The organism is Bradyrhizobium sp. CIR18, from assembly GCF_014198295.1.
Lineage (GTDB): Bacteria > Pseudomonadota > Alphaproteobacteria > Rhizobiales > Xanthobacteraceae > Bradyrhizobium.
On the sequence record NZ_JACIHF010000005.1, the window covers coordinates 315,106 to 340,674 of the forward strand.

The window sequence follows — 25,569 nt, forward strand, 5'->3', positions numbered from 1 at the left end:
GGCCCGACCTGAGCTCGCCGAATATGCGACTACTTCTCGCCGGCCCGGGTTGCGGACTTGGCGCCGGCCAATTCCGTCAAGTTGATGCGATCAAACTCGCTCCAGACGTTTGCCAGCCAGTGCCGGACATAGCCGCGCAGCACGAAGGAGTTGTTCGCGGGTTCATCGTTCCGCCCCTTGTTTGCGACGAAGTCTATGAACGGGACGGATGCGACTTCCACCTGCTCATAAGCCATCTCGTTAAGTTTCGGTATGACCAACTCAGTCGCATGTTTGATGCGGTGAAAATAGGAATTATAGGTCGCTTGATCCCACTGGAAGAATTGAGTGTCGTTGATGAAGTTCTTGACCAGATAGTACTTTGCGCCGCTCATGAAGGTCGCGGTTTCCGCGATCTCGTCTAGCGAAGCGATGGATGATCCCAGGATATGGAACACCGCAAACGTGATCTGGCCAGACCGCGCCGAGTCCAGAAATCCGATGTCGCGCAAGGAAGCCAACGCAGAGGACAGTAATCCTGCGCGAGCATCGATGACAGTAACGGACAGCCCTGAGTTCAGAGTATCGAAGATCTTCATCTGGTCAGCCGTCGTCGTCATGTCGACGATCTCGGTGATCTCGGGATAAAATCGCTTCAGCGTTCCCCGCGGCGACTCCGTGTCGAATGCGCGTATTTGCACGTTGTTGACGCTGAAGTAGTCCAGTAGCGTTCGTGATACGGTCGTCTTGCCGACTCCTCCCTTGTCCGCGCCGACCACAATTACAACTGGCTTCACCATGGAAATCTCCTGAGATACTCGCTATTGCCGCGCGCAAAGTGCGCAACCGGCGCGTCTCTGCTTTGGGTGCGAACATGGCAGAAAGAAGGGGCAATGAACCTTCGATGCGAGAGCTCTGCACCCGATGTACTTTTTCAACATCAAGCAAGTGACGTCGTTGGATCGCAACGACGATGCAGGCTGAGAATCGGGAGTAAATCACTTGTGCTGGTGATCTACGTGAGGTTTGTGGGCAGCTGGAAATGCACCACCAAGAATCAACTGCCTGCCTGTGGTGGTCGTTGCGATTACCATAGGTTATCTGTCGCTGCCGCCATCTAGATTGGCATGAAGCGACCGAATCTTGCGTAGCGTCAGACTGCGAGCTCGGTGGAAGCGCAATCGAGGCGGTGCTTCGCGGTTCAGCTATGGCTTGGCAGATCATCAAAGGTCTGCTGGATCAGATCGTCTTTTCGGCAGATAGCGAAGTGGCTCGTCATTACCGAGAGATGCCCCGAACGACGAGCTCTCACTCTGCTGAAGAATATCGAGATATACGGGCGCTGAAGCGGGCTGGTGACGCAAATAGCAAGCATGCATCTGCTCGCGCCGAGGCGAAATTAATGTGTCATGGAGAACAAGATCGAAGGGTGAGCGGGGGGTCGGCTGACGGCTCAACATCGGTGGCGAAGCGATATCGAGGACGCTCCGTCAAAAGAAGCCGGCGTCGAGCGACCGGAACCGGTGATCTTCGTCTTGGCGCAGATTTCGCTGATGACGCTGCGTGGTGCGGCTTCAGAAGAACCTTTAGGGAATGAACGATTGGCTGGCGCATGTGCGCTCTCGCTCAGCGGATGAGTGACGCTGAGATCTATCGTCGAGGTGCTTTCATCTCATCCAGCAAACTTAAGACTTTGAGATATCAACCACTGGCGGCTTGGAAATGAGCGAGTACGGCGGGGTTGCCATCGAAGATCGACCCGGAGGAAGAATTCGATGGCGCCGAATTCTTAGTAGAGACTAAGTCCTGGAAACGTTTGACTATCAGTTCAGTAAGATCCATTGTTCGCGGGGCGTCTCATTCATCCGTCGCGGATACACTTGGCGTGTGGTTGGGTTACTGATCCTGGTTATACATGTCGGTTTCGTTGTACGAACGATGTCGCTTCGCACGGAATTTAAGTCTTGAGCCTCCACGGCGGCTAATGATCGGCTAGCTGTCGGTAAGCTGACAGACAGGCACCGAGCAACTGCGATCCGCTCTTATTCGTTGACTACCTCTAACGGTACGGTGCGTGCCGGCCATCCGCTTGCAGTTGTGGGTCGGGATTGCCGTTCTGCCTCTTCCCTTCAAGGGCGAGCGACAGCTTGAGATTGTTGCTCAACATCGGATTTTCTGGGTCAGTTGCCAGGGCTTGGCGGTATAGCGTTTGCGCCTCGTGATGGCGGCCCTCGTGATCGAGCACAACACCTTTGGCGTTCAGTGCGCGCACGTCGCCGGGTGCTGCAAGCAAGATGTTGTCGAGCACCTCAAGCGCCTCATCAGGGCTTTCACGCATCAGCAGGCCCCGCGCAAGAGGAATCGCCGCATCGACATTGTCCGGTCGTTGCTTCAGCGCATCGCGCAAAGCCTTCTCGTCAGCATCGCGACCGAGGGCGTGAGAAATGCGCTCGCGCATAGCTGGATCGACCTCCTTGGCCCTAACCAGCTCTGCCGTAGACGTCGGTTGCTGTGAAAGACCCGACGTGTGCGAGTTAGCGCAACCCGCGAGCAGCACAATGGCAAGCATGGGGAGAAAGGCCGAGCACGAATGGCGACGAAAGTTACGCCAGCGCCGCAGAACAGTAATCTTACATGAATTCATAAGCGACCTCACGACCCCACACCTGCTCGTCAGTCGACCGCAGGGAGGAGGTCACGATGCCTGCCTGTAGGTGTCTTGTCCTTGCCAAGCGCAAGTTTGACGGAGCCTATCGGCTGGACGGTGAAATCCGAGGCGAGATCCTGATACGAGAGAACAGGTAGGTCTATTCCATTGCGGGTGAGAAAGCCGCGGACGAAGCGCCGGATATCCATCGAGCCCAGGATAACTGGCTGATTCTGACTGCGCGCGATGCTCGAATGGATCTGGCGAAATTGTGCAAGTAGCATCTCGCTTTGCCGATCCTCCAAAACGAGGTAGGGACCGACAGCGGTCTCGCGCACCGCACCTCGCACGATATCCTCGGTCTCACGCTCGACGATAAAGGCCGCCACAACACGATGGGCGTTGGCATAGCGGTGACATATCTGCCGCTTCAGAACGGAGCGCACATATTCGGTGAGCAGTACGGCACTTTGCTCCCGTTCGCTCCATTCTGCAAGCGCCTCCAGAACCAAACGGGTGTTCCGGACCGGGATGCCCTCGTCCAGCAAGCGACGTAGCACATCCGCGATGCGAGGGATCGGTGTCGTGCGCAGCACCTCCTTCACCAGATCGGCATATTCCTGCTCCATCCGGCTAAGCAGCTGACGCGTTTCCTGAATGCCCACCAGGCGCTGTGCATAGCGTGTCAACGTCGACTGGACGCGCAAGGCGATGATTTCGCTCGGACGGTGGTGCCCTATTCCGGCAGCCTTGAGAGCGGGCGCATGGCCTTGTTCGATCCAGATCCGATTCGTGTCTGGGTCTTGCCAAAAGGGAATCCCGCTCAGTTCAATGTTCGCCACGTCGTCGTTAAGTAAGAGTTGTGTCGGGTCAATGGCGCCCTCTTCCACCGGCACTCCTTCGACATCCACCCTGAATTGCGATTGGGCCAGGTGCTGTGCGCTTTGGGCGGGAATGCGTGGAATTGTGATGCCAAGATCAGCTGAAACCAGTGCCGAAACCCGTGCGACGCACTGCTCGAGTTCCCCTACGTCGATTGCTTGCATCAGGCTCGACGCCAGCGACAGCGTAATCGGAAGTGCCTCCGCGGGCACGGTCTGCTTCTGACCTTGTGCGGAAGCGGGAGCCGAGCCGGTGGCACCGGCGCCGGCCTTGAGAGCGGTCTTGCCCTCTTGCACGCCAACCTTGAGAAAGCTGGCGGCGGAGAACAGCGCGGCCAGTATGACAAAGGGCGGCAAAGGGAAGCCAGGAACGAACCCCATCACAAGCAAGACACAGGAGGCCAAGCGTAGCGCTTGTGTGCTGGCCGTAAGTTGGTTGACGATATCGGCGCCGAGATTGAGTCTGGAAGGACCGTTGACACGAGTGACAATGGTTGCAGCTGTAATTGACAGCAGCAGGGCCGGAATCTGCGAAATGAGCGCATCACCGATCGTCAGGATGGTATAATGATGCATCGCCTCCTCGAGGGACATGCCCTTGGAGAGCGATCCGATCGTGATGCCACCCAGCATGTTTATGCAGATGACTATTAGTCCGGCTATGGCATCGCCCTTCACGAATTTCATAGCGCCGTCCATAGCGCCGTGCAGTTGGCTTTCTCGCTCCAGCGCGCCGCGCCGGCTACGGGCTTCGTGCTGATCGATATGGCCGTTGCGCAGCTCCGCGTCGATCGCCATCTGCTTGCCCGGCAGCGCATCGAGCGTGAAGCGCGCCGATACCTCCGCCACCCGTTCGGCGCCCTTGGCGAGAACCATGAACTGCACCATGGTCACGATCAGGAATATGACAATGCCGACGGCGATGTTGCCGGATATGACGAAATCGCCGAACGTATGAATGATGCTGCCGGCATCGCCCTCGGCTAGGATCAGTCGCGTCGTTGCAACGGTAAGAGCGAGACGAAAGACGGTGGAGATCAGGATGACGCCCGGCAGGGACGAAAAGTCGAGCGGCGTGTTGAGATACAGGGCTACCATCAACAGCAATATGGCAAACCCCAGATTGAAGCCGATCAGCATATCGATCACGACGATCGGGATCGGCATGATCATCATTCCGATCGCCAGAAGAAGCATCAACGCGACCATCAAATCCGGGTGAGCCGGCGCGCGCGTGAGGAGATTTCGTAGAAGGTTGGCCATGAGAAGCCTTATTGTTGTTCGATTGCAGCTGTGCTGCCCCGCAACAAAACATAGCGTTTGAAGACGGCTTGCGCTTCGGTCATGCGGCCGGCGTGGCGCAGGGCGTGGCTGCGCATCAGCATCAAGGGCGGACACGAAGACGGCTCGTCATCCAGTTTGTCAAGCCTGTCCAATACCGACAGTGCTTCGTCACCGCGACGCTCCGAGATGAGAGCGTAGGCCAGGATGCGGAGCAGGCCGATGTCTTGAGACTGTTCGTGAGCGACCAGCCGCAACAGAGCCAGGCTCTTGGCGCTCTGTCCGCACGCGAGGTAGACATAAGAAAGCACGCAGAGCAAATCTCGCTCCGGCCCGGAGATCAGCTCGATAGCGCCGGCTTCGGCAACGATCGGCGGCTGTGTAGATGTGAAGTGTTGCACTTTGTCTGGCCCGACCATTGCTAGCCTTTGATCAGGCCGTTGTGACTCTGCCGGAGCAGGATTAAACGTTGCAGCTCCAGTTGCAGAAGGGCGGCCCCTTCACGCGGCACCAAATCCTCTGGCGCGGCTGATAGCGTATCAGCTAAACGCTCCAGAAGAAGGCCGTGTTGCTCTGGACGCAGAACATGCGAATGACGTAAGCGCGGCGTCACGAAGGAGAGCAGACTGTGCGCGAGATTGGGCTCATTAAGCCAAGCGAGTTCCGAGCTTGGATCGATCTGACCTGGCGGGGCGCGCGCCTCGTCTAGATTGATGCGCGAAACTGCATCGATCGAACTGAGCTCGAGCGCGCTCTCGATCGTGGCGTCCACCAGCCGATCCGGCACGTCACTATGACGAGAAAGTGAGGTGTGGCTCTTGGGATCATTGCCGCGCGTCCGGTCAATCCCGATGGATTTGGCTCGAGAATTGACCGGCGTGATGGCAGATGCATGATGATCAACGTTTGGCTCCTGAAAAGAGGTGCCGGGCTCGACGGGATTGGGGGGCAGCCTAGTCATGGCACTTTGCTTCCTTACCTGCGGCCTAAAACGCTAATAGGGTAGAGTGGCAAGCCGGCCATCCCGGCTCAGCAGAACACGCCCTTCCTCAATCCCGTAGACGGTCCATCCATTGCTTAAGAGCGCGCCGACGAAATACTTTTGACCAGCAATGACAATATAGGGGTCGCTCCCGCGCCAAACAGCTTGGACCCCAATTGCGGGAGGCGTCTTCTCATCCTTGATAGCCACCGCATTGACGAGCGTATAAGCGCCATTGCTATTGTGATCAAACCGCTGCTGGACGTCTCGCCATGTGGCGAGCGAGGCGGGCGTAACGGTGCCATCGGCGGTGACAACGCCCGCCCCAGAGCCGACCTTGATGCCGACAAGGCCCGCTCTGTCAACTTCCTCTTGCAACCGTTCGGCAGCTGCATCGGTGGCCAGAGCATCAGGAGCGCTGAGCGCCAGCTTGGGCGCAATGTCCGGAGCAGGGGACGACGGACTTGACGCCACGGCGGTGACGGTCTGGACAAAACTGGGTGAGACTGCGCCAACCGCGGCAGAGCTGATCAGGACCAAAGCAAGAAAGGCGAGCGATATATGCCGGCGGTCGATGGAGCCAGCTTGTTTGTAGTCCTCGGTCGTCCAGCGAATGGACATCGCCCCGGCATGCAAAACGACAGGAAGAGGGACAACAATGGATTCGTTCGGTAAAACAGTCTCTTGCCCCTCGATCCTAACGTCCCTGGCAAGGGCCTCGATCTCAATTGAATTGGAACGGGGGGTGACACGAAGATGGTGCGGTTCGAGGCCTTGTTCGACGAAGATCAAGTCAGCATCGAGGCTGCTGCCAATCAGACACGATCCGACCCCCACTTTACTTGTCAGCCCGGAGTAACACCCCGACAACACTTCGAAATGCGGGCAATTTGGATCATTCACGGTCGGTTTCCTGAACAGCGAACGGAACCGTACGGCAAAACCGTACGGCCCGTGCGACTTCACAGACTAAGCAGCCGGGGAAGGTGGGGCGGCGACGTCGCCCCATCTCATCCCTTACTGCACCCGCTCATCGGCCGCTTTCTTGACGGTCGAGAGCTCGGTCGAGACGACGCGAAGTTCCACATCCCTCTCAGCAGCCTTTGTGCTGGTCAAAGTCAGAGCGGCGATTTGCCGTTGGAATGCCGCCTCTCCAGCAGCTTCAGCAGCCGTGGAAGCGGCTGCAGCAGTAGCGGTACCGGCTGCCCCACCTGCAGTCGAGGTATGAGACGCACCAACATTCTTAGTCATACTATTCTCCTGTGTGCTCGAATTTCGCCGCGACGTGCGGCTCCTATTTCCTAACGTCGCAACATGCGACGTCAGGAATCCTCCTCTGTCTCGGCCATGACATCGTCGAAATGGCTCATTGCACTATTCGCAACTTGGAGAGCAGCGGCTCCCAAAGCGGCGCTGAACGCTTGCTGCATAGCGGCTTCGTGCGAGTTGCCGCCCGGAGTGGACGCGCCGCCGTTTACGGGAATGTTTGCATCAGGCGATCGGGCATGATCGTCGCCCTCGCCAGGCTTGTGAGATCCTTTTTTGCCGCCGCTTTTGCCGCCAGCCGCATGGAGGTCAGCATCAACGTGCCCAGCGGCGCTAGAGCTCGTAACGCGCATCGGGTTCTCCTATGTCAATTCGATCGTGCCAATGGAGGCAGTTTCCATCCTCCACTATGCAAGTATTAGCTTTCGACAAGCTGACGAGTCGTAGAAAATGCAACGAGCCGATGGTCGATCATCATTATACATCTTCACCAGCCGACCGTATTTGAACAAGTTGCCCGCGAAAGCTGGAGATCAGTGTTAAGACAAACAATCGTTTGTGGAGCTTGGTCGGGTGAGCACGTTGCTCATCGTTTCCAAAGCTTCAATAGCGAAATATCAAAGCCACCACTAACAAAAGCGTTTTGAGGCCGACGTGCTGCAATCTCGGGCTCACGTCCCTTGCGATGCCTCCGAGCTCTTTCGACAATTTGCTTGCAGGTGGAGCTTGACCTGGTCGGAGCGAGGCGGAAAGCCAGAGTGACGGCCGATTCAGCGGCCAAGAGCGGTCCCTCGGTCCTGGCGGGCCCATAGCAGATCCGTCAATCGCGACCTACTTTCAGGGAGACCGAGCAGAAGCCCGCCACTCGAGAAAGAGCCCTTCGGACTTCTACCGCTCTGGACCAATGTGCTCTCGATCCTTGCGCAACCGGAAGGCTCCGCGGCTGCGGCCGGTCTGTCGCGCAGTATTAATGCATCGCGGTCTTGACAGGCGGACGTATACAATCGATGTGAACTTCACAGCGGCAGACTGGGTTTGAGGTCGGATTCGAACGATCGAGTGCGGCCAACATAGTTTGTACGCAGTGAAGAGCCGAAATAAGTTCTTCGGATTCGGGGGCGGTCTCAAATATGCTGGTAGAGCTTGCGCGACCTACTGCTCGGCAGAGAGGCCCAACCGCGCGCAGGCCGCGCAAGCTCGATTAGCGTTCCAGCGTGATCCTGAGAAGATAGTGTCGCTCCGCCTAGGCGTTAGCGCCTGCAGCTTGCAAGCGCTCAGATTCGATGCGAGCCTTTAGGTTATTCAGATAATCCTCCGCATAGGACTGGGCCACCGAAACCGGCAGGTTGATGCCGGCCGTCGCGGCTTCTTGAATTGCCTGCTTCACCAAGCCTTCTCGCATTGCTAATTTGACCTCAGGTCCGGCGATGCAGCCCACCGCCTGTGCCGCAAGGCTAAGCCCGGCTTCTTCCAGCGCTTGCTTCATGTTGCCGCCACTGATGGCAGTGTGAAGAAGATTTGCAGCTTGCGCCTCGGCTTCGAGCACCATTGACGCCAGATCGGCCAATTCACCCAAGCCTGGAATGAAGCCAAGAACGCCGACTGCTGTCGCGGCCCAGTCGAATATTTTAGAGCCAACTTTGAGCACGTCATTAAGTGCGTGCATGAAGGCGCCACCGTTCTTTTTGGGAGACTTGATGTCGGGCTGGTCTGCCGCGCCCATCGTCATGTCCGCGACCGCGTCCTGCTCGGCAGGCGTTCGGACGGCATGCGTCTTCACTTGGTGAGCGGTGCGGTTCGCACCCGACATGTTGTTGAAGAACTGATTGAAATCGGTCTTGCTGATGTTGCCGGAATCGACCGTATGACCTCCGCCGAAGTCGAAGAACTTATGGTGGGTTTTGTAGCCCGTAATCGCGTTGTTCATCAACCCGAACAACACAGGATCGGAGAGCAGCTGGGAGGCCGCCTTTCGCACCTCGGGCGCGAGGCTCTTATCATCGACCATGCTCGCCAGTTTTTCTCGGGTCAGATCACCCTTTCCGAAGAATGCGTTTTGGTTCTTGCTGATCGTATTGAGCGTATCGAGCTCGGCTTGCGAGAGATTCATCGATGATGAAGCAACCTGCAGGAAGTCCTCTTTGTGGACCTTGTCTATCGAGCCACCGTACAAGTGCTTCCATTCATCCGGGTGGTCGAGGAAGTATTGAGCGGCCGCGAGGACCTGTGGCGGGCATTTGCCGGTTTTAGCTTCGCCGTCGACGATCCGCTTGAAATCCGCTAGACTCAGGTTCTTAGGCAGGTTGTCAGAATAGCGATAGAGCTCGCGCAATGCATCGGTCTGGGTCATAACCGATGGCTCGCCATTCCGGGTGCCGTCGGAAGGGATGTAGTTTTGCGTATAGCTCTTTGCCCGCTGCTCCTGGAAAGCAGCAACCTGAGGGTGGTGATCGGAGAAGCCGGAGAGATCGCCTGCTTTGATCTTCCCGCCACAGCGGCCGTCACCTTGCGAGCCTATCGCATAGAAGAGCTCTGGGTCCAGTTGCAGAGCCTCGATCGCCGCCTTTAGATCCGGCGGTGTGGAGGGATCGTTGGCCAAATCTCCAAGAGATTTCCAATCCAGCGGGCATTTGTCTTTGTGTCGGTTCAGCACCGACACAATCTGCAGCTCGGCATCAGTCAGCGTGCCGCTGTTCCACGTGATCCTGGAGCTTTGTACGGGTGCCTCTGCAATCTTCGGGGCGCTCGCAGCGGAGGAGGACTCCGCGGAGGATGGCTCTGGGGCCTGCTGACATGCGTCCAGTGCGGCCTTGATCTCCGGCGGGAGGATGTTCCGCACCTCCTGCGTCAGTTCCTCCGTCAGCTGCTTGGCCGAGTCTGCAGCCGGCGGATCCTGTGGAGTGGAGCGGTCATCGGCATTGTCTTTCAATGAGAAACTAGCCAGCATCGCCTCGAAATTTGAAAGATCCCGCGCCGATGAGGGCCCGGGGGCCAGCCCGGACAAACTCGAGCTGGCGGTTAGCGATAGGTTGTTGACTGACATTATACGTCCTCTGATTTGAGATCGCACCACAAGCCGGTGATGTGGCGCAGCCCGAGAATCGCGACGAACAACGAGCAAGAAATGTCGATAGGCTTCGATGGCTCCTACCACTCGCTTCCGATTGCTCAGTGCGCCCCCCGCGCTCAGTTCCGCTACAATCTATAGGCACATCGCCGTCTAGATATTCACGCCACATGGTAGGTTCGATTAGCTTTCCAAAAGCTGACGGCGCTCAGAGGTTTCACAACGAGACGCGCAATGATGGTGTGAGAGGCGGTGATGGGTTCTCGATATCGGAATCGGCTTGCTTGTTATGCTCGATCGCTCGCCTCCCGGCCAACTAGGTCGAATTAGCGAGGCCGAGTCTGCCGCTCTGCGGATGGTCACGTGCGCCGATTCGTGAAACAACGTCGCAGGTCTCCGCAGCATCTTTATGGTGAAATCACCCACGCGTAGCGACCTCGCGCCTGCGCCCGAGGAGAGTGTTGGCGCTTGCGTAGATGCTTGAAAAAGCCGACGGTATTGTGCGGGGCCTATTGCCCCGAGCGGATCGAAGCTCAGCTGCACTCGGCATTCTTCATGTCATCATGCTTAGCCGCTTGGCGAGTGTTCGCTCGAACCTGCAGGCCAAAGGGAAGGGTCCAGCGACGGCTTGAGACGAATAAGACCTTCTTCTCGCCATTCCGCCGTGTGAGGCACACCCAGGATGGTGAACGTTGTTGTCCGGACATCCCTGGTAGGTTTGAGATCGCGGCTTGTTAGCATTTCGATCTGAGCGGGCGTAGCGGTTTGGCCAGTGAAACCCAGTCGTCCTTGGCGCGACGACCGTTCGCCATGGCGAAATCTCCAATTTCCGGCGGAGCAATCCGTGCGTGCAACGAGGGCCCAGCTTGAGACGGTCCAGCGTGAGGTGACCCGGCCCGCATGAGCCAAGGCTCAAGATCTTGCCAAGCTCCGAAATCGGAGGCGTCCGCGCGATGTTGAGCGATCGGCTGTTGGGAATTGGACCGCTCGCCGCCGCTCAACGATGGCTCGACACGCGATGATCTGCCTCCGAGTTCCTGCCAAATTAGGTCCTGGCTGTATTCGGGTATTTCATGCAATGCCATTAGTTCACGCTCAAACTCCCTTGGACCGGCGGGCGATGAGGACGAGTGGGACGCTGGGCTGTTGTCCGCCCGGCTTAGCGCGTTCAAGTCCATCCTGTTCGTCCTTTTGGACACGGAGTGGCTTTCATTCTTATGCGACGAAGCTCATTTGCATGACGGACTTCGTGGAGTTGTTCAAAAGATCGCATGAGGCGCTAAAGTGCCAAAGCACGCTCACCGATGCTGCTGGCTAGAATTCTGGTTCGCATCCGTGGCTCCGGTTTGGACGTTTATTACGCCACCCTGCGGCAATCGGCCATCTACACATCCGCGCTCTGACAGTGGCAGCAGTAGCTTTCGAAAAGCTGACAGAGGGCATAAGCAGGCGCATTGCATCTCTTCCAGGCCATCTGTTGTCATCAAGTCATTTCTTACCTGCATCGGGTGTTTGGACCACGCCGTCTTGATGTGGTGCCTCCGGCGAAGGAGCGTCATTCGGTCGTCCTTCGCGAATGACCACGCTGGAGGATCCCCGAAACAGCATCAAAACCGACTCGTGCGGCGGCTTTTCGGCGCCGCTCGGGTTTCGCCGTGCCTGTGCCTCCGCCGCAAGTCCTTTCACTGTTTGCTCCACAAGCGCGACAAAGCGCGGTGGACCAGAGGTGAAGACGAGGCCATCTCCCGGTACGGGTTTCACGATGTAACGCTCGTCGGAGATGTTGAGCGCATCGAGTGCCGCCTTGAACGCATCAAAGCTGATTGGACTCAAGACCAAAAGGCGGCTTTGCGCCTCATGCGCATCGGATACGTAGAGCACCAGCCCATCGTAGTACCATTGAAGATTGTAGAGATTAATCAACCGTTCGAGGAACTCTCGCGGTGGGAGATCCGGCATCCGCCCGCGAATCCGCCCCTTTACCCCGGTGCTGACATTGACCCTGATATTTAGGTTGTTGCCGAATTCCTGCAGTGCGGCCGCGAGGTCCTGATCCAGAACTGTGTAACTGTAAGGCGTCGCTGGCAGCGCCAGGGGAGCGCCGAGCGCCTCGACGACGCCAAAGCAAATGAAAACACCAGCATAGAGAGCTTTCTTCAAGATGTGCAGCCTTGTGGGTGGGATGAGCATTCCTGATATTTTTACACTTGAGAACAAGCACAGGAATTTGTCCCAAAATTTGGAAGCCGATGCTTCGTCCCAAATTGGAAGCTAACCGTGATCATTAGATGACAGATGCTCGTCAGTTTTTGGTCAGCTTGCTTTTCTAAGGTGCGGCCCATTCGTGTGAACGAACGGCTCATCTCACCACGTGACAGAAATGATTTCCTCCATGTTGTTTGGCGTTACGTCGATCTCTGCCAACTCCGTCGAGTGTGCCTCCAACGGCTGTTCGCTGGCACACGCTCAGTTTGGCGAGAGTCTTGCGCAGGCGGCCTCGAACCAAGGGGTCGCCTCTTCTGTGACCGAGCACGCGCCAGCTCCATCGCTGCCGGAAGTGCAGCGCGCAGTAGCGCCGGCGAGCCCGCTAGGCGATCGCGTCCTTCAGAGCATTTCTGCTATCCACCAGGGCAAACCATTTCCGTCGGGTGCAGCTTCGCCGACGCTCGTCGGCGAGCCTGATCCTACTAAGAGTCTGCAGCTTGGGCCGGCCGCGCAACCGGTGTTGCGTGTGCAGCAAGTGGAGGTACATCCAGTGGCCAAACCGGAGGGTGTGGATCATTTCGACTCGGCGCTGGCGAATCTGCGGGATGTTTACAACGGCGTCATCCAGGTTTCGCTCATCTCCAAGGGGACAGGTGCTGTCAGTTCATCTCTGAATAAGCTTCTATCGGCGGGCTGAGTGGGCCGTTGGCTGTCTTGACGAAGGACAAGATCGGTAAGGGACGGCCCGCAAGAAAGCGGCTTGATGCTCTCGTCCTGTTGCTGCTTTTGCTGACCCTCGCCGGTTGCAAAGCTGATCTGTATACCAAAGTTCAGGAGCGTGAAGCCAACGAGATGCTTGGGCTGCTCCTGAGCAAGGGCGTCGATGCCATCCGTGTCGTCGGTAAGGATGGGACCAGCACAATTCAGGTGGAAGAAAGGCAGCTCGCCTACTCAATCGAGCTGCTGAATGACCATGGCTTGCCGCGCCAATCCTTCAAAAGCCTTGGTGAGGTGTTCAAGGGGGCGGGCCTCGTTGCTTCTCCGGTTGAGGAGCGAGCCCGCTACGTCTATGCACTCAGTGAAGAATTGTCGCGCACGATCAACGATATCGATGGGGTTCTCTCCGCCCGTGTTCATGTCGTTCTGCCGAAGAATGATCTTTTGCGACAGGATGCAACCCCGTCCTCGGCGTCGGTTTTCATTCGACACGCCTCCAACGCGAAGCTCTCAGCCTTGCTGCCGCAGATTAAGATGCTCGTCGCCAACAGCATCGAAGGTCTATCGTACGACAAGGTGGCGGTCGTGTTCGTGCCGGTTGAGCGAGCTCAGCATGAGGTCTCCGTTGTCCCAGCGGCAGCTTCCGCCGAACCAACCAAATTCATCGCAACTCACATCGCGATCAGTGCAGGAGGTGCGCTCGCCGCGTTGGCCATTCTATCTTACGTGCTGCTGAGCACACGTGGGCGACAGCTTCGTCAATCCTGGCGCAAAGTGACAAATTTCGGCAGAGGTGCCAGCAAGCCAGCGGTCCAGTCCGCCGGCAAAAAACTGTCCTCCGATCCGAAATAGGCGGCAAGCAGGTCCGTATCGATGGCATCCACTGACACAAATCATTCACTCAACGCGCATTCCGATCGCCTGCGCGAGCTTGCCGCTTTGATTCATCCCGGCAGGTTTGCCGGCCATCTTGATGGGCTCCTGTCGGCCGCCACAGTGCTGCAGCTGCAGAAGACTCCGAGACTGCAGCAAAGACTGGTCGAATTGCTAATGGGCAGTGAGCTGGTCTCGAACGGAACCGACTGGGGTAGAGACGTTCTGCTCGGGCATGATCCGCGTCGGGCGGCCCTGCTCGCCGGCAGTATCTGGCATGCCCGTTCGGTGCTCAAGCTTGTGTCAAAGCACGATGTAGCGATTCTGATCGAAAATATTGGTGCGGAAGCTCATGCTTTCGCAATCCGACACTTATCCAGCGCCGTCGCAACCACATCGATTGACGATCCGCAGAAGCTCGCGAGCCAGATTGAACATGACGGATGTGCCTGCCTTGGTGCTTGGCTCAAGGACGTACCAGAGCTTGACCGTGTGCGCGTTCTTTTTCGCTTACCTGTGGGGACCACCGCCGAATCCCCAGCAGCCGAACACCACAATTCAGCGGGTCAGTTACTGTCTTTGGTGGTGGCCCACTTGGCCACGGAGAAGCCAGCGGCATGACGGCCAACGAAACAGTCTTGCCAGATAGCCCGCGGATACGGCCGCTTGGTCCGCTCATACCAGCCGCGGAACTTGGTATCTGGTACGATGCGGTGCAGACGCGCGCGCTAGCCGAGCGATATCTGCGGCAGGTTCGCAGTTGGGCAAGGAAAGCCTATCAGCAGGAGCGGGAGCGCGGCCATTGCGAAGGTCTTAGGTCAGGCTCGGACGAAATGGCACAGCTGATCGCCCGAGCTGCTTCCGATGTGGCCCGGCGAAAAGCCGTTCTGCAACGGGAGTTGCCACAGCTCGTGATTGAGATATTGAGCGATTTGTTGGGCTCCTTTGATCCGGGTGAGATGTTGGTAAGGACCGTTCGTCACGCCATCGAGCAAAGATATGGCAGCGCAGAAGTATGCCTTCACGTGTCTCCTGTGAATGCTGATGCACTAAGGCATGAATTCGTGGCGTTCGATGGAACGGATAGTCGGCCGAAAGTCAGAATTGATCCGGACCCGGCCGTGGGGCCTGACCAGTGCGTTCTGTGGAGTGAGTTCGGCAGTGTCGATTTAGGACTTGCCGCGCAGCTCCGCACATTGCGTCTCAGCCTTAATCCATCTTCTCAGGAAAGCGCTCCGTGACGACGCAACGATCAGACCATGATCAATCCGCCGGAGAAGGAGATGTGCATGCGGCGATAGCATCTCTAAGATTCGCGGCAAAGGATGTCGATACGCGTGCCGTGCGGGGACGGATCACGCGTGCGATCGGCACCTTGCTCCATGCCGTATTGCCGGGAGCCCGTGTTGGAGAACTTTGCCTCTTGCAGGATCATGCTTCCGGATGGTCACTTGAAGCGGAAGTCATCGGTTTGCTGCCGGACGGGGTGTTGCTGACGCCCATTGGCGATCTGGTGGGCTTGTCCCACCGGGCGGAAGTGCTCCCGACCGGGCGCATGCAGGAGGTGTCAGTCGGGCCCGACCTTCTCGGCCGCGTGATCGATAGCTTCGGCCGTCCACTCGATGGCAAGGGGCCGATAAAGACGGTCCACACCTGTCCGCTCCGCGGCAAGGCGCCCAACCCGATGAGGCGGCGTGGCATCGAGCAGCCGTTTCCGCTCGGCGTTCGCGTGCTGGATGGACTTCTGACGTGTGGCGAAGGTCAGCGGATCGGAATCTATGGAGATGCCGGTTGCGGTAAGTCGACGCTGATGTCGCAAATTGTAAAGGGCGCGGCCGCAGATGTCACCGTGGTTGCGCTCATAGGAGAGCGTGGACGCGAGGTGCGTGAATTCATCGAACGTCATATTGGAGATGCCCTCGCTCGCACGATCGTTGTCGTTGAGACATCCGATCGATCGGCAATGGAGCGGGCGCAATGCGCTCATGTGGCGACCGCACTCGCCGAGTATTTTCGTGATCAAGGGTTGCAGGTCGTTCTGATGATGGATTCGCTGACGCGCTTTAGCCGTGCGATGCGCGAAATCGGCCTTGCCGCAGGAGAACCTCCTACCCGGCGCGGCTTTCCTCCTTCCGTCTTTGCGCTGCTGCCTGGTCTGTTGGAGCGTGCCGGTATGGGCGAGCGGGGCTCGATCACGGCATTCTATACCGTGCTTGTCGAAGGTGACGGCACGGGCGATCCGATCGCCGAGGAGTCGCGCGGCATTCTCGATGGTCATATCATTCTTTCGCGCGCGCTGGCCTCGCGGGAGCATTTTCCCGCCATCGACGTGCTGTCGAGCCGAAGTCGTGTCATGGATGCGGTCGCCTCTGGTCCACATCGCAAAGCGGCATCCGTCTTCCGCGATCTGCTCTCGCGCCACAATGAGGCTGAGTTCCTGATCAAGGTCGGTGAATACAAGCCGGGCAGCGATCCACTGACTGATCGGGCAATCGATTCAATCGAGGAACTGCGCGCATTCTTGCGCCAGGGACAGGACGAGCCGTCTAGCTTTGAGGAGACCCTTTCATGGATGTCGCGTCTGACGGCCTGAATCTCGTGCAAGCGTCGAAATTGCGGCTGGTGAAAGACATGAGAGAGCGAAGCGCGCTTCGTGAATTGTCGAACATGGAAGCCAGGCGCCGAATTGCGGTCGAAGCGCTGCAGCGAGCGTCTGAGAATCTTGAAGGCGCGGAGAATCGTCGCGCCAAGGTCGAAGCTGAACTTTATCAGGAGCTGGCGTCGCTCAAGACGATGTCCGTGACCGAGCTCGATCGTCGCTTTCAACTCATCCTTGGGGGGCTGGCAGCACAAATCGAATCGGCACGCCAGGCGCGTGAGCAGGCGCGCGTCGCGCATGAGCAGGCTCAGCGGTCAGTGAATGAGGTGCGGACCATATGGGCCAAGCGCTCGGCGGCGAGCCAGAAATGGGAGGAGATTGAGGGCGATGTCCAGCGCACGACCGCTGTCCGTTCGGAGTGTGCAGCCGAAATCGATGCCGACGACGAGGTTTTGCTCCGATATCAGGGTGGTTCGCGCAGCCAAGCGGTCGGCGGCTCGAACTGATGGCTCGTTTATGACGTCGCGAGCTGCGCCCGTGGAACCTGTCGGTAAATGCCGTGGGTGAACCCGCACTATTTCAGCCAGCGGTAAAGTTGTCGCATGGCGTGGTCTCGTGGCTCAACGAGGTCGCAGCACCACGCACGGTTCTGCAGACCCGCCTTGGCGATAAGCCGCTATCGATCCGTATAAGCCGGCTTGTTTGGCAGGCCGAGCCATATGCCATGTCGATGCTCGACTGCGTATTTTGCGCCGGAGGCGAGACCGCTGTCTTGTCCTTGCCCCGCCCTCTCGTCGAGGCGCTGATTTCAATGGTCCAGTATGGCCTTTCTTTACCTTCCGACCCAACCCGCTCGCTGCTTCTCGAACTTGCTCTGGAACCTTGGCTCGCTCGTTTAGAGATCATGCTCGAGCGGAATTTGCAGCTGATCCGCATCGAAGACGCGACGGCCAAAGACCCCTATTTGGAGCTCGACATTACTTTCGGACCGCTGGCGGCCGAGGCCCGCCTGTTCTTGTTCGCGCCACTTGACGGTCTGGTTCCGTCTGCGTTTCGTGTGTTAGGCGAGTTGATCGGCCAACTACCGCGAAACTTAGGCATGATTTCTTCGGAATTGCCGGTCGTGATTGCGAGAGAGATCGGCTCGCTGCGGGCGCCCGTCAGGCTTCTTCGTCAAGCACAGCCCGGCGACGCACTGCTGCCCGACGTCATTCCATTTGCCCATGGCCAGCTCATCCTCGCTGCGGACAAGTTGTGGGCGCCGGCGCAGGTCGCGGGCGACAGACTTATCCTTCGGGGACCATTCCGCCTGCAGTCCCATCCTCTAAGGTATGCAAATATGACGATACGATCCCAAGCGGAGCAAGCAATCCCGCCCTCGGAAGCCGACATCGACAGTGTTGAGATCACGCTTGTGTTCGAATGCGGCCGCTGGCCCATCCCGCTGGGTACGTTGAGAAGCATCAACGAGGGGCACGTGTTCGAGCTTGGCCGGCACCTGGACGGTCCGGTCGACATTGTCGCCAACGGTCGATTGATCGGCCGCGGCGACATCGTACATGTCGGTGAAGCGTTGGGCATCCGGTTACGTAGCAGGTTGGCGGTCAATGGCTGACATTCAACCGAGCATCCTTGCGCTTGTTGCGGCGACCGTCGGCCTTGGCCTGTTGACGTTCGCAGTCGTCACAACGACGGCGTTCATCAAGGTTTCCGTCGTTCTCTTCCTGATCCGCAACGCGCTCGGCACTCAGTCGATACCACCGAACATCGTTCTGTATGGCGCTGCATTGATCCTTACCGTGTTCATAGACGCCCCGGTATTCGAGCAAACATACAACCGCGTGACCGATATGCAACTTCGTTACCAAACCACCGACGACTGGTTGACCGCCGCCAAGGAGGGCAGCGAGCCGCTACGCGCCCACCTCAAGAAGTTCACCACTGAGGAGCAGCGCACGTTCTTCCTGTCGTCGACAGAACATATCTGGTCGGAGGAGATGCGCGGCAACGCAACAGCCGATGATTTTGCGATCCTGGTGCCGTCCTTTTTGATCTCCGAGCTTAAGCGTGCGTTTGAAATCGGTTTCCTTCTCTACCTTCCGTTCGTCACAATTGACCTGATTGTGACGACAATTCTGATGGCCATGGGCATGTCAATGGTGTCACCAACAATGATATCCGTTCCTTTCAAGCTTTTTCTGTTCGTCACAATCGACGGCTGGTCACGGCTCATGCACGGACTGGTCTTAAGCTACGCATCTCCGGGGAGTTGAGATGGACGAGGCCAGCATCCTCACCCACGTGAGCCGATCACTGGTCCTGTTCATGATCTGGGTTCTACCGCCGCTCCTGGCAGCCCTCGTGGCCGGATTGGGTATCGGCATCGTGCAGGCAGCAACCCAGCTCCAGGATCAAACCTTGCCGCTTACCGTGAAGCTCCTCGTCGTCGTCGCCGTGCTCGTTCTGTTTGCTCCGGTGCTGAGCGCGCCGCTGATCGAGCAAGCCCAGCATATATTCACTGAGTTCCCCGCGCTCACAGCGAGGTATTAGTGCGCGGAACGCACGGCTGTCTAAGTTTTAGCTATAGCGCGCGTTTGGCGGCCTTGATTGTGAACCACAAAAGGGCGAGTTCGTCAGCTTATCGAAAGGTCGCCCCACTAGCATGCGACGGATAAATATCCGAACTGTCCTGTTCGGCTCCGTGAGCCTGCCGTATTCGGAGGGAGAATGACCCCATTTGGAAGTTCTATCCATTCGATTTAGGTTTTGCTTCGACGTGAGGGAATTACCTGCTGAGACCTGGTCCTCGATGCATTGCCTGGCGAGTTGTCGACGCAGTGAACGGGCGAAGCGCCTTGATTGCAAGCGGCCCCACGATTCTGGCGTTCTGGTGAATGAGCCTGCGAATGAAGGTGCCGCTCGAGACCGATGTCCATTGACTGCGAAATTGATGGAAGCTTTGAGGCCCTCAGATCTCCAAACCGCGCTGCGGCCGGTGAGAGCGGAAGAAGCGTGGCTTGTAGGCCGCGCAGCGGCGCGATTTCGCCCGTGCTTTCATCGAATGGTCATACCTCTGCGCCGGATGGCTGTAGTCATATGGATGGTTGAAGCCGAAGTCATCTGCCTTGTGGGAGGCCTGTCGCTCTGCAACCGCTGGGACACGAGATCTGCAGAGTTCTTGACGTCTCACATCACGGCGACGTGAGTGCGACGGTTGCATTGGCTGAAGGAACGACGAGCTGAGCTCAAATGGATGCCTTGTCACCCACCGAAACGCAAACTCTGATTCAGACTGCTGTCGAGTTCGTCGTTGCGGCCGGACTTGGCGCGGCCCGGGCCCTCGGCATTATGCTGGTTCTCCCGGTATTCACGCGACCGCACATTGGCGGGATTATCCGCGCAAGCGCGACGGTTGTGATTGGATTGCCTTGCTTGATGCAGATCAGGAACGGCTTGCAGACACTAGATCCGGGCACCCGTATGGTTGCGGTCTCGCTCCTCGGTTTGAAGGAGATATTTATCGGCCTGCTGTTCGGTTTTCTGCTTAGTATACCACTTTGGAGCATCCAGGCCGTTGGTGACATCATTGATACCCAGCGCGGCATCTCCAGCCAGGTGGACGATCCTGCCACACGCAGTCAAACCGCCCCGATGGGGCTCTTTCTCGGGACTGCCGCGGTTACGATCTTCGTTGTATCAGGAGGTCTGCAGACCATGGTCAGATGCCTCTATGGAAGTTATCTGATCTGGCCCGTGTATCGGCTGCTACCGCCCCTGACCCACCAAGGGGCAATGGAGTTTATCGGGCTTCTCGACCATGTCATGCATACGACCCTCGTGGTCGCCGGGCCCGTGCTGGCTCTGCTGCTTCTGATCGACGTGTCCGTCATGCTGCTCGGGCGCTTTGCGCCGCAAATCAAGCTGAGCGATCTCTCTCCGACCATCAAGAATGCCGCCTTTGGCATCATTATGGTCAGCTACGCCGTCTTCCTGATCGAATATATGCAAGCAGAGATCATTCGGTTCAACGGCGTGCTGGAGTGGCTCGAGAAGTTCTTGAAATGAACGACACGAGCGAAGAGAAAAACCTTCCACCAAGTCACAAGAAGCTGAGGGACGCGCGTAAGAAAGGGCAGAGCCCGCGCAGCGCCGACTTTGTGACCGCGGCAAGCCTTTGCGCTGGTTTCGGCTGCCTGTGCTTCAGGGCGGGCCCGATCGAAGACGGATGGCGCGAAGCCGTGCGGCTCACCGACAAGCTGCAGGAACAGCCCTTCAACAGTGCGGCCCGGCAGGCGTTGGTCGGATTGATGGACCTTTCTATAACAGCCGCGGCTCCCATCCTAGGTGCGGCGGTTGTTGCGGCGATTCTGGCCGGTGTCTTGGCCGGCGGCGGGCTGACTATTTCGGTTGAGCCGCTTAAACCCAGCTTTGAAAAATTGGACCCCGTCAAAGGGCTGAAGCGGATTTTCTCCCAGCGGTCGGTTGTCGAGCTTGGAAAGTCTATCGTCAAAGTGTTGGTTCTTGGCGCTACGTTCGTTTTCACTGTGCTCGCAAGTTGGAGGGCACTGGTATACTTGCCCGTGTGCGATTTGAGCTGCTTTGGTTTTGTCTTTAAAGAGCTCAAAGTGCTGATCGCGATTGCTGCCGGCGCTCTTCTGATTGGCGGCTTGGCCGATCTGCTCATTCAGCGTTGGTTGTTCTTGCGCGACATGCGCATGACGCAGAGCGAAGCCAAGCGCGAGTCCAAGGAACAGGATGGTAATCCGCAGATCAAGGGTGAACACCGCAGGCTCCGCCGGGAGTCGGCGAACGAGTCTCCGCTCGGCATCCATCGGGCGACAGTGATACTGACGGGGCGAGCGACATTGATTGGGCTGCGCTACGTTCGGGGCGAGACCGGCGTCCCGGTACTGGTGTGCCGCGGCGAGGGCGAAACGGCTTCACAGTTACTGGCGGAGGCGCGCGCCCAACGTCTGAGCATTGTCGAGGATCATGTGTTGGCGCGTCAGCTGATCCGAAAAGGTGCGATGGGCAAGGCCGTTCCGATGGAGTGTTTCGAGAGGGTTGCGAAGGCAGTCTTTGCCGCCGGCCTAGTTTAGCGTCGCGCAAAACAGCGATGCGCTCAAATCTCTAGTCAACGACCTAACTGTCCCAGAACCTGATCTGCAAGCTGCACGATCCCAAGAAAAGGACGAGCAAAGATTGGATTCCAGGAGGCTCGTCGCCGATTCCAAGACTGATATGGACAAGAATGGCCAACCGACGTTCATGCTGCTCGGGTCTTACGAGCCGCCTATTGGGTTTCTGGCGCAACCCTGTTATGCGTTTCATCCGCCAAATTGCTCCTGTTGCCCGCCGACGTGGCCCCACGTGCGATGATGGGAAGCACTGCACGATCACCACTGGTCGGCATGACAGCGCCATTGCCTAACAAGTCGCCAGGTTCATTGACCATGACCGCAAGATTATGCCGGACTGAGCAGCCAAGGGTTGGATTGAACGAATTGTCGTTCACTGTAGGACCGACGATGGAGAGCGAGGGGCAGAGCGGAGGATGGGCTTCGAAAGTGATCGCTTCGATCCTCACCCCGGAACGAGCCGGAAAATCCACACGAGAAGCGGACAGGCGGATGTTGTAGGTGGCAACGCCCATTGCGCGAGCCTCGTGGGCCACCTGTGCAATGAGTCTAGGTGGGCCGATGACGCCCACATGGAGGGCATCCAGCCGGCCGCGACTGGTCGCTGCAATGAAGCTTCGCAGCCGATGCCGTTCGGGGCCACGAAGGCCCTGCAGGAACAGCACGCTACTCTTCTGCTCGACCTGGATCTCTTGGTCAGCCGGCGCGGGCTGGATCGAAGCAGTAATTGCGCAGCCCCCCAATGTTGCTCCAATAACGATCGGGTAGCACAGATGTCGCAAAGTCATTTGGCGAACCTCATTCGATAATAAAGCCGGCGCTGCCGGTCAATCCTGGTGCGCTGGCGCGAGGCGCATCGCGCTCTCGCGGCGGCCGGGCCACCGTGTTCGTCAAAATCCGCCCCGCGTCTGAGGGCGGTGAGATGCGGTCGCTCGGCGCACTCATCCGGTTCGGATTCGGTCCGGGCCGCACGATGTAGGGCGTGACAATAATGACCAGCTCGGTTTCACGTTTTTGAAACGATGAGGAGCGAAAAAGCGCGCCCAGGATCGGCACATCGCCGAGCCAGGGAAACTCGCCGATATCAGTGTTGAAGTTGCGCCTGATGAGGCCGCCGATCGCAAAGCTCTGACCGCTGGCGAGCTCGACCACGGTGCTCGCCCGCCGAGTCGAGAGGGCAGGGACCGCCATGCCATTTATTTTGACTTCGCCTTCGCTCGACAATTCGCTGACTTCGGGCTTCACACGGACATTGATCTGATTATTGTTGAGAACCGTCGGAACGAACTCGAGGCTCACGCCGAACTGGCGAAATTGGACGGAAACCTGCCGGTTGTCCTGCATCACCGGAATGGGGAATTCGCCGCCGGCGAGGAAGCTTGCGGCTTCGCCGGACATGGCCGTTAGATTCGGCTCAGCCAGGATTGAGGCGAGGTGCTCGCTCGCGAGAGCGTCGAGAACAGCGCTTAGGTTGGTATTGCCGGCGCTAAACCCAATCCCGATCGTGCCGCCGCCGCCGGCCGCGCCGGACCCGCCCCCTTTGCCGGTCACAAGGAAAGCGCCGTTTGGGCTCGAGGCCGTGAAGTTGATGTTGAGATCCTTGACGGCGCTGCGGGAGACTTCTGCCACCCGTACGCTGAGATTTACCTGCAATGAGCCGGCGACCTGGATCTTGTTGACCACCAGCGCGCCCGCGCCAAGAAACTGCTCAGTGACCTTCCTGGCGGTCTCGACCACATCGGCATTAGGCGCAGTACCGCTAAGGATCGCGCCGCGCGGGGTATAGCTGACCTGAATTGGATAGTCCCCGACCTCGGCCTTGAGCGCGGCCCGCAGATCCTCGATCGGTTGAGTGACGACAACACGCAGCTCGGCGAGAGCCTCTCCGTTGTCGTTCAGGGCAAACAGGCTCGTCCGTCCGGCCTTTTTGCCAAACACGAAAATCGTGGTGTTCGATGGCGCCTGATAATCCGCAATCGCCGGGTCGGCTATAAAAATGCTCGCAGCCGGCCCGGTCAGATGAACTGTCTTGCCCTGTGAGGAGGTAAGGTTGATCGTGCCCGTGGTGCTGCCAGGCGCCGCACGTGGCGGTTCCCCTTTGCCATCCCGCTTTGTCTGAGCTGTGACAGCAAGCGGAAATAGCACAGCGAGTGCGCACAGGACGTAGCAGAGGCGGGAAAAAGCGGCATAGTGCGAGCCGCTGGCGACCATCGGCGGCTCGCCGGCGTCATTGTTAACCACGTTCAAGGGAGTGCTGCTTTCGAGTTCGATCGGCTAGGCAGCCGATGCTACGCCGATGAGTTCGAGGGTGTAACCGACACCGCGCGCGGTCTTGATCCTCAGCGTTGCACCCGCTTGGCTCAAGTGCGTGCGTAAGCGATAAATCCCGACTTCCAGCGCATTGGTCGAGACCTCATCGTCAAATGCATACAAGCTATCTTCGAGGGATGCGCGCGGCACGGTACGGCCCGCGCGGTTGAGCAGATGTTCAAGAATGCACACTTCGCGGCGCGCAATTCTCAGCATTCGACCACCGATCGAGACTTGTCTCGCGATCGGATCGAAATGCAGATTCCCGAATGTCACAACAGGCGCCATCATTTGCGTTGACCGTCGCAAAATAGCTCGCATGCGGGCAATGAGTTCGTCGATAGACACGGGCTTGGGCAGAAAATCATCCGCGCCCGCATTGAAGATCGCAATCCGCCGGCTAAGATCATTGAGACTGCTCATCATCATAGCCGGCATTGATCGTCCCTCGCGCCGCAACTGCTTCAGCCAGTCCAATCCGTCTCCATCGGGCAAAGCTGATTCGAGTAGGACCATGTGGTAGTTCGCGCAATCGAGCGCGACCGCCGCCTCATCCAGCGTGCGTGTCACGTCGAGGGCGAAGCCACATTTTAAGAGCGCTTCCTTCACGTCGCGGGCAAAGTCCGCATGATGATCAACCAGGAGAATTCGCATTCATTGCCTCTCGTCCATCCTCGGCAGGACTTGAGCGTGCCACGCTGACCATGAGATTCGGCGGAACCCAGAGGCTGCCGCTTTGGCGTGAATTCGAAAAGGCCTAAACGACACGCAAGACGTGGTTGGCAGGCGACCCATGTCTGCGCATCCATCGTCATCGGATAGGTGGCGGCCTGCGGCGGATCGCCTGCGCGGGGGGACGCGGCTCAAAATCTCCCTTACGCAGGCAAGAGCTCTGCAATCTCTCACGAAGCTGAGAGTCCTGGCCGCGCGCTTATGCATCTGTAGGCCGAGCATAGCCGTGCCTGCATGCACTACACGAGCGCCTGCAGTAGCGATCGTGCCAAACCGCCCGAACGAAACGAAAGCGCAGGCGAGAGCGGCTGTATTTGCCTCCGAACAGACTTGCGAAACCGACATTGGAAACTCCCCAAGTTCGCCTTGACCGCGGTCAGTCCTGCAAGGCTGTTGAGCCCGTAGTGTCGTCAAGTCACGACAACGCAAGTTTTCCGCGTTTGAAGACACTTCACGCGTTATGCATCGACCTATGGCTGGAAAAGGCCGAGATGCGCGACGAAACGCGACATCGGCGGGGATAGACATCCTCTCGATAGCCGGTGATAGCCGAGCAAGATGTCAACTGTCCCGAAGTTCGGTCGCTCCGGAGACGTTCTCCGCCGCAGTCGAGCGAATGCTGCCAACGAACGACAAATTGAGTCCGGTGTTGCTGTCGCGCATTGTCTAAGGTGGTTACGCCGCCTCCCTTTCGTCAGACAGGGGGAACGGCGCAAGAATGATCTAATCTCGAGCTTGGACTCGGCCTGTGGTCGGCACAGGCGAAATAGCGATTGCCCGCGTTGTTCTCGTGCGCTGGATCCTGGTCTGGCTGCGAGGAGGGCGCTGCGTCCTGCGCTTACAGAGCAGATAAACGACGCAAACTCTGAAGGGGAGCAGTCGAATAGTGCGA

At 58.1% G+C, this 25,569-nt stretch carries 24 protein-coding genes; 11 read left to right on the forward strand and 13 right to left on the reverse strand.

Features of this window, described 5'->3' with window-relative positions; all coding sequences use genetic code 11:
* Positions 1–29: 29 nt before the first annotated feature.
* The 10 genes from GGD65_RS19560 to GGD65_RS19605 all read right to left on the reverse strand — a co-directional run bounded on the left by GGD65_RS19560 (position 30) and on the right by GGD65_RS19605 (position 12,293).
* Positions 30–779, reverse strand: a complete 750-nt coding sequence (locus tag GGD65_RS19560; RefSeq protein ID WP_091956594.1) for a hypothetical protein — start codon at positions 777–779, stop codon at positions 30–32.
* A 1,259-nt stretch (positions 780–2,038) separates the two neighbouring features.
* Positions 2,039–2,437 (reverse strand): tetratricopeptide repeat protein, encoded by a 399-nt coding sequence (locus GGD65_RS19565; RefSeq protein WP_246783341.1) that lies wholly within the window; start codon positions 2,435–2,437, stop codon positions 2,039–2,041.
* Between the two features lie 215 nt (positions 2,438–2,652).
* The gene (gene sctV, locus GGD65_RS19570; RefSeq protein WP_183236306.1) at positions 2,653–4,770 is read right to left on the reverse strand and encodes a type III secretion system export apparatus subunit SctV; all 2,118 of its coding nucleotides are present in this window, start codon (positions 4,768–4,770) and stop codon (positions 2,653–2,655) included.
* A gap of 8 nt (positions 4,771–4,778) precedes the next feature.
* Entirely contained in the window at positions 4,779–5,207 is a 429-nt protein-coding gene (locus tag GGD65_RS19575) for a M48 family metallopeptidase (RefSeq protein ID WP_179733239.1), read from the reverse strand.
* A gap of 2 nt (positions 5,208–5,209) precedes the next feature.
* Complete coding sequence (locus tag GGD65_RS19580; protein WP_179733240.1) at positions 5,210–5,749, reverse strand: hypothetical protein; 540 nt, start codon at positions 5,747–5,749, stop codon at positions 5,210–5,212.
* A 33-nt stretch (positions 5,750–5,782) separates the two neighbouring features.
* A complete protein-coding gene (locus GGD65_RS19585; protein WP_179733242.1) occupies positions 5,783–6,673 on the reverse strand; it encodes a hypothetical protein in 891 nt (296 codons plus the stop codon).
* A gap of 114 nt (positions 6,674–6,787) precedes the next feature.
* Positions 6,788–7,021, reverse strand: a complete 234-nt coding sequence (locus GGD65_RS19590; RefSeq protein ID WP_084674877.1) for a nodulation protein NopA — start codon at positions 7,019–7,021, stop codon at positions 6,788–6,790.
* A 71-nt stretch (positions 7,022–7,092) separates the two neighbouring features.
* Positions 7,093–7,389, reverse strand: a complete 297-nt coding sequence (locus tag GGD65_RS19595; protein ID WP_179733244.1) for a hypothetical protein — start codon at positions 7,387–7,389, stop codon at positions 7,093–7,095.
* An 890-nt stretch (positions 7,390–8,279) separates the two neighbouring features.
* Positions 8,280–10,079 carry an HrpF/NolX family T3SS translocon protein gene (locus tag GGD65_RS19600; protein WP_409362749.1) on the reverse strand — a complete coding sequence of 600 codons (1,800 nt, stop codon included), beginning with the start codon at positions 10,077–10,079 and terminating at the stop codon, positions 8,280–8,282.
* Between the two features lie 1,512 nt (positions 10,080–11,591).
* Positions 11,592–12,293 carry a secretin N-terminal domain-containing protein gene (locus tag GGD65_RS19605; RefSeq protein ID WP_246783342.1) on the reverse strand — a complete coding sequence of 234 codons (702 nt, stop codon included), beginning with the start codon at positions 12,291–12,293 and terminating at the stop codon, positions 11,592–11,594.
* Positions 12,294–12,483: 190 nt separating this feature from the next.
* On the opposite strand from GGD65_RS19605, the gene GGD65_RS19610 reads away from it, so the two are divergent.
* From GGD65_RS19610 to GGD65_RS19660, 11 genes are all read left to right on the forward strand, one after another.
* Positions 12,484–13,005, forward strand: a complete 522-nt coding sequence (locus tag GGD65_RS19610) for a nodulation protein NolB (protein ID WP_246783343.1) — start codon at positions 12,484–12,486, stop codon at positions 13,003–13,005.
* A 32-nt stretch (positions 13,006–13,037) separates the two neighbouring features.
* Positions 13,038–13,877 carry a type III secretion system inner membrane ring lipoprotein SctJ gene (gene sctJ / locus GGD65_RS19615; RefSeq protein WP_409362752.1) on the forward strand — a complete coding sequence of 280 codons (840 nt, stop codon included), beginning with the start codon at positions 13,038–13,040 and terminating at the stop codon, positions 13,875–13,877.
* Between the two features lie 21 nt (positions 13,878–13,898).
* Positions 13,899–14,519, forward strand: a complete 621-nt coding sequence (locus GGD65_RS19620) for a nodulation protein NolU (RefSeq protein ID WP_183236308.1) — start codon at positions 13,899–13,901, stop codon at positions 14,517–14,519.
* Positions 14,516–15,139 (forward strand): type III secretion system stator protein SctL, encoded by a 624-nt coding sequence (gene sctL / locus GGD65_RS19625; RefSeq protein ID WP_179733250.1) that lies wholly within the window; start codon positions 14,516–14,518, stop codon positions 15,137–15,139. The genes GGD65_RS19620 and sctL overlap by 4 nt, the downstream gene beginning before the upstream one ends.
* Positions 15,136–16,491, forward strand: coding sequence for a type III secretion system ATPase SctN (gene sctN / locus GGD65_RS19630; RefSeq protein ID WP_312017719.1), 1,356 nt, complete (start codon positions 15,136–15,138; stop codon positions 16,489–16,491). Before sctL ends, sctN begins: the two co-directional genes overlap by 4 nt.
* Positions 16,467–17,003, forward strand: coding sequence for a hypothetical protein (locus GGD65_RS19635; protein ID WP_183236309.1), 537 nt, complete (start codon positions 16,467–16,469; stop codon positions 17,001–17,003). The genes sctN and GGD65_RS19635 overlap by 25 nt, the downstream gene beginning before the upstream one ends.
* Before the next feature lie 218 nt (positions 17,004–17,221).
* Entirely contained in the window at positions 17,222–18,112 is an 891-nt protein-coding gene (gene sctQ / locus GGD65_RS19640; protein ID WP_246783345.1) for a type III secretion system cytoplasmic ring protein SctQ, read from the forward strand.
* Entirely contained in the window at positions 18,105–18,770 is a 666-nt protein-coding gene (gene sctR, locus GGD65_RS19645) for a type III secretion system export apparatus subunit SctR (protein ID WP_183236311.1), read from the forward strand. Before sctQ ends, sctR begins: the two co-directional genes overlap by 8 nt.
* Before the next feature lies 1 nt (position 18,771).
* Positions 18,772–19,047: an EscS/YscS/HrcS family type III secretion system export apparatus protein gene (locus GGD65_RS19650; protein ID WP_050403016.1), complete on the forward strand. Its 276-nt coding sequence runs from the start codon at positions 18,772–18,774 to the stop codon at positions 19,045–19,047.
* A gap of 699 nt (positions 19,048–19,746) precedes the next feature.
* Positions 19,747–20,562, forward strand: coding sequence for a type III secretion system export apparatus subunit SctT (sctT, locus tag GGD65_RS19655; protein ID WP_091956606.1), 816 nt, complete (start codon positions 19,747–19,749; stop codon positions 20,560–20,562).
* A complete protein-coding gene (locus GGD65_RS19660) occupies positions 20,559–21,596 on the forward strand; it encodes an EscU/YscU/HrcU family type III secretion system export apparatus switch protein (protein ID WP_179733259.1) in 1,038 nt (345 codons plus the stop codon). Before sctT ends, GGD65_RS19660 begins: the two co-directional genes overlap by 4 nt.
* A 194-nt stretch (positions 21,597–21,790) precedes the next feature.
* On the opposite strand, the gene GGD65_RS19665 is transcribed toward GGD65_RS19660, so the two are convergent.
* From GGD65_RS19665 to GGD65_RS19675, 3 genes are read right to left on the reverse strand one after another with little or no spacing between them, the layout of a single operon-like run.
* A complete protein-coding gene (locus GGD65_RS19665; RefSeq protein WP_183236312.1) occupies positions 21,791–22,423 on the reverse strand; it encodes a CpaD family pilus assembly lipoprotein in 633 nt (210 codons plus the stop codon).
* Between the two features lie 10 nt (positions 22,424–22,433).
* Complete coding sequence (locus GGD65_RS19670) at positions 22,434–23,882, reverse strand: type II and III secretion system protein family protein (RefSeq protein ID WP_183236313.1); 1,449 nt, start codon at positions 23,880–23,882, stop codon at positions 22,434–22,436.
* 27 nt (positions 23,883–23,909) lie between these two features.
* Positions 23,910–24,599 (reverse strand): response regulator transcription factor, encoded by a 690-nt coding sequence (locus tag GGD65_RS19675; protein ID WP_183236314.1) that lies wholly within the window; start codon positions 24,597–24,599, stop codon positions 23,910–23,912.
* Between the last annotated feature and the right edge of the window lie 970 nt (positions 24,600–25,569).

What these genes read in the sequence shown, in the direction of transcription:
- GGD65_RS19600 (WP_409362749.1), bottom strand. Translation starts at nt 10,079, where the DNA reads ATGTCAGTCAACAACCTATCGCTAACCGCCAGCTCGAGTTTGTCCGGG.
- GGD65_RS19590 (WP_084674877.1), bottom strand. Translation starts at nt 7,021, where the DNA reads ATGACTAAGAATGTTGGTGCGTCTCATACCTCGACTGCAGGTGGGGCA.
- GGD65_RS19610 (WP_246783343.1), top strand. Translation starts at nt 12,484, where the DNA reads ATGATTTCCTCCATGTTGTTTGGCGTTACGTCGATCTCTGCCAACTCC.
- sctL (WP_179733250.1), top strand. Translation starts at nt 14,516, where the DNA reads ATGACGGCCAACGAAACAGTCTTGCCAGATAGCCCGCGGATACGGCCG.
- GGD65_RS19660 (WP_179733259.1), top strand. Translation starts at nt 20,559, where the DNA reads ATGAACGACACGAGCGAAGAGAAAAACCTTCCACCAAGTCACAAGAAG.
- GGD65_RS19620 (WP_183236308.1), top strand. Translation starts at nt 13,899, where the DNA reads ATGGCATCCACTGACACAAATCATTCACTCAACGCGCATTCCGATCGC.
- GGD65_RS19650 (WP_050403016.1), top strand. Translation starts at nt 18,772, where the DNA reads ATGGACGAGGCCAGCATCCTCACCCACGTGAGCCGATCACTGGTCCTG.
- sctQ (WP_246783345.1), top strand. Translation starts at nt 17,222, where the DNA reads ATGTCGATGCTCGACTGCGTATTTTGCGCCGGAGGCGAGACCGCTGTC.
- sctV (WP_183236306.1), bottom strand. Translation starts at nt 4,770, where the DNA reads ATGGCCAACCTTCTACGAAATCTCCTCACGCGCGCGCCGGCTCACCCG.
- GGD65_RS19565 (WP_246783341.1), bottom strand. Translation starts at nt 2,437, where the DNA reads ATGCGCGAGCGCATTTCTCACGCCCTCGGTCGCGATGCTGACGAGAAG.
- GGD65_RS19575 (WP_179733239.1), bottom strand. Translation starts at nt 5,207, where the DNA reads ATGGTCGGGCCAGACAAAGTGCAACACTTCACATCTACACAGCCGCCG.
- GGD65_RS19675 (WP_183236314.1), bottom strand. Translation starts at nt 24,599, where the DNA reads ATGCGAATTCTCCTGGTTGATCATCATGCGGACTTTGCCCGCGACGTG.
- GGD65_RS19665 (WP_183236312.1), bottom strand. Translation starts at nt 22,423, where the DNA reads ATGACTTTGCGACATCTGTGCTACCCGATCGTTATTGGAGCAACATTG.
- GGD65_RS19595 (WP_179733244.1), bottom strand. Translation starts at nt 7,389, where the DNA reads ATGCGCGTTACGAGCTCTAGCGCCGCTGGGCACGTTGATGCTGACCTC.
- sctR (WP_183236311.1), top strand. Translation starts at nt 18,105, where the DNA reads ATGGCTGACATTCAACCGAGCATCCTTGCGCTTGTTGCGGCGACCGTC.
- GGD65_RS19635 (WP_183236309.1), top strand. Translation starts at nt 16,467, where the DNA reads ATGGATGTCGCGTCTGACGGCCTGAATCTCGTGCAAGCGTCGAAATTG.
- sctT (WP_091956606.1), top strand. Translation starts at nt 19,747, where the DNA reads ATGGATGCCTTGTCACCCACCGAAACGCAAACTCTGATTCAGACTGCT.
- GGD65_RS19560 (WP_091956594.1), bottom strand. Translation starts at nt 779, where the DNA reads ATGGTGAAGCCAGTTGTAATTGTGGTCGGCGCGGACAAGGGAGGAGTC.
- GGD65_RS19580 (WP_179733240.1), bottom strand. Translation starts at nt 5,749, where the DNA reads ATGACTAGGCTGCCCCCCAATCCCGTCGAGCCCGGCACCTCTTTTCAG.
- GGD65_RS19605 (WP_246783342.1), bottom strand. Translation starts at nt 12,293, where the DNA reads ATGCTCATCCCACCCACAAGGCTGCACATCTTGAAGAAAGCTCTCTAT.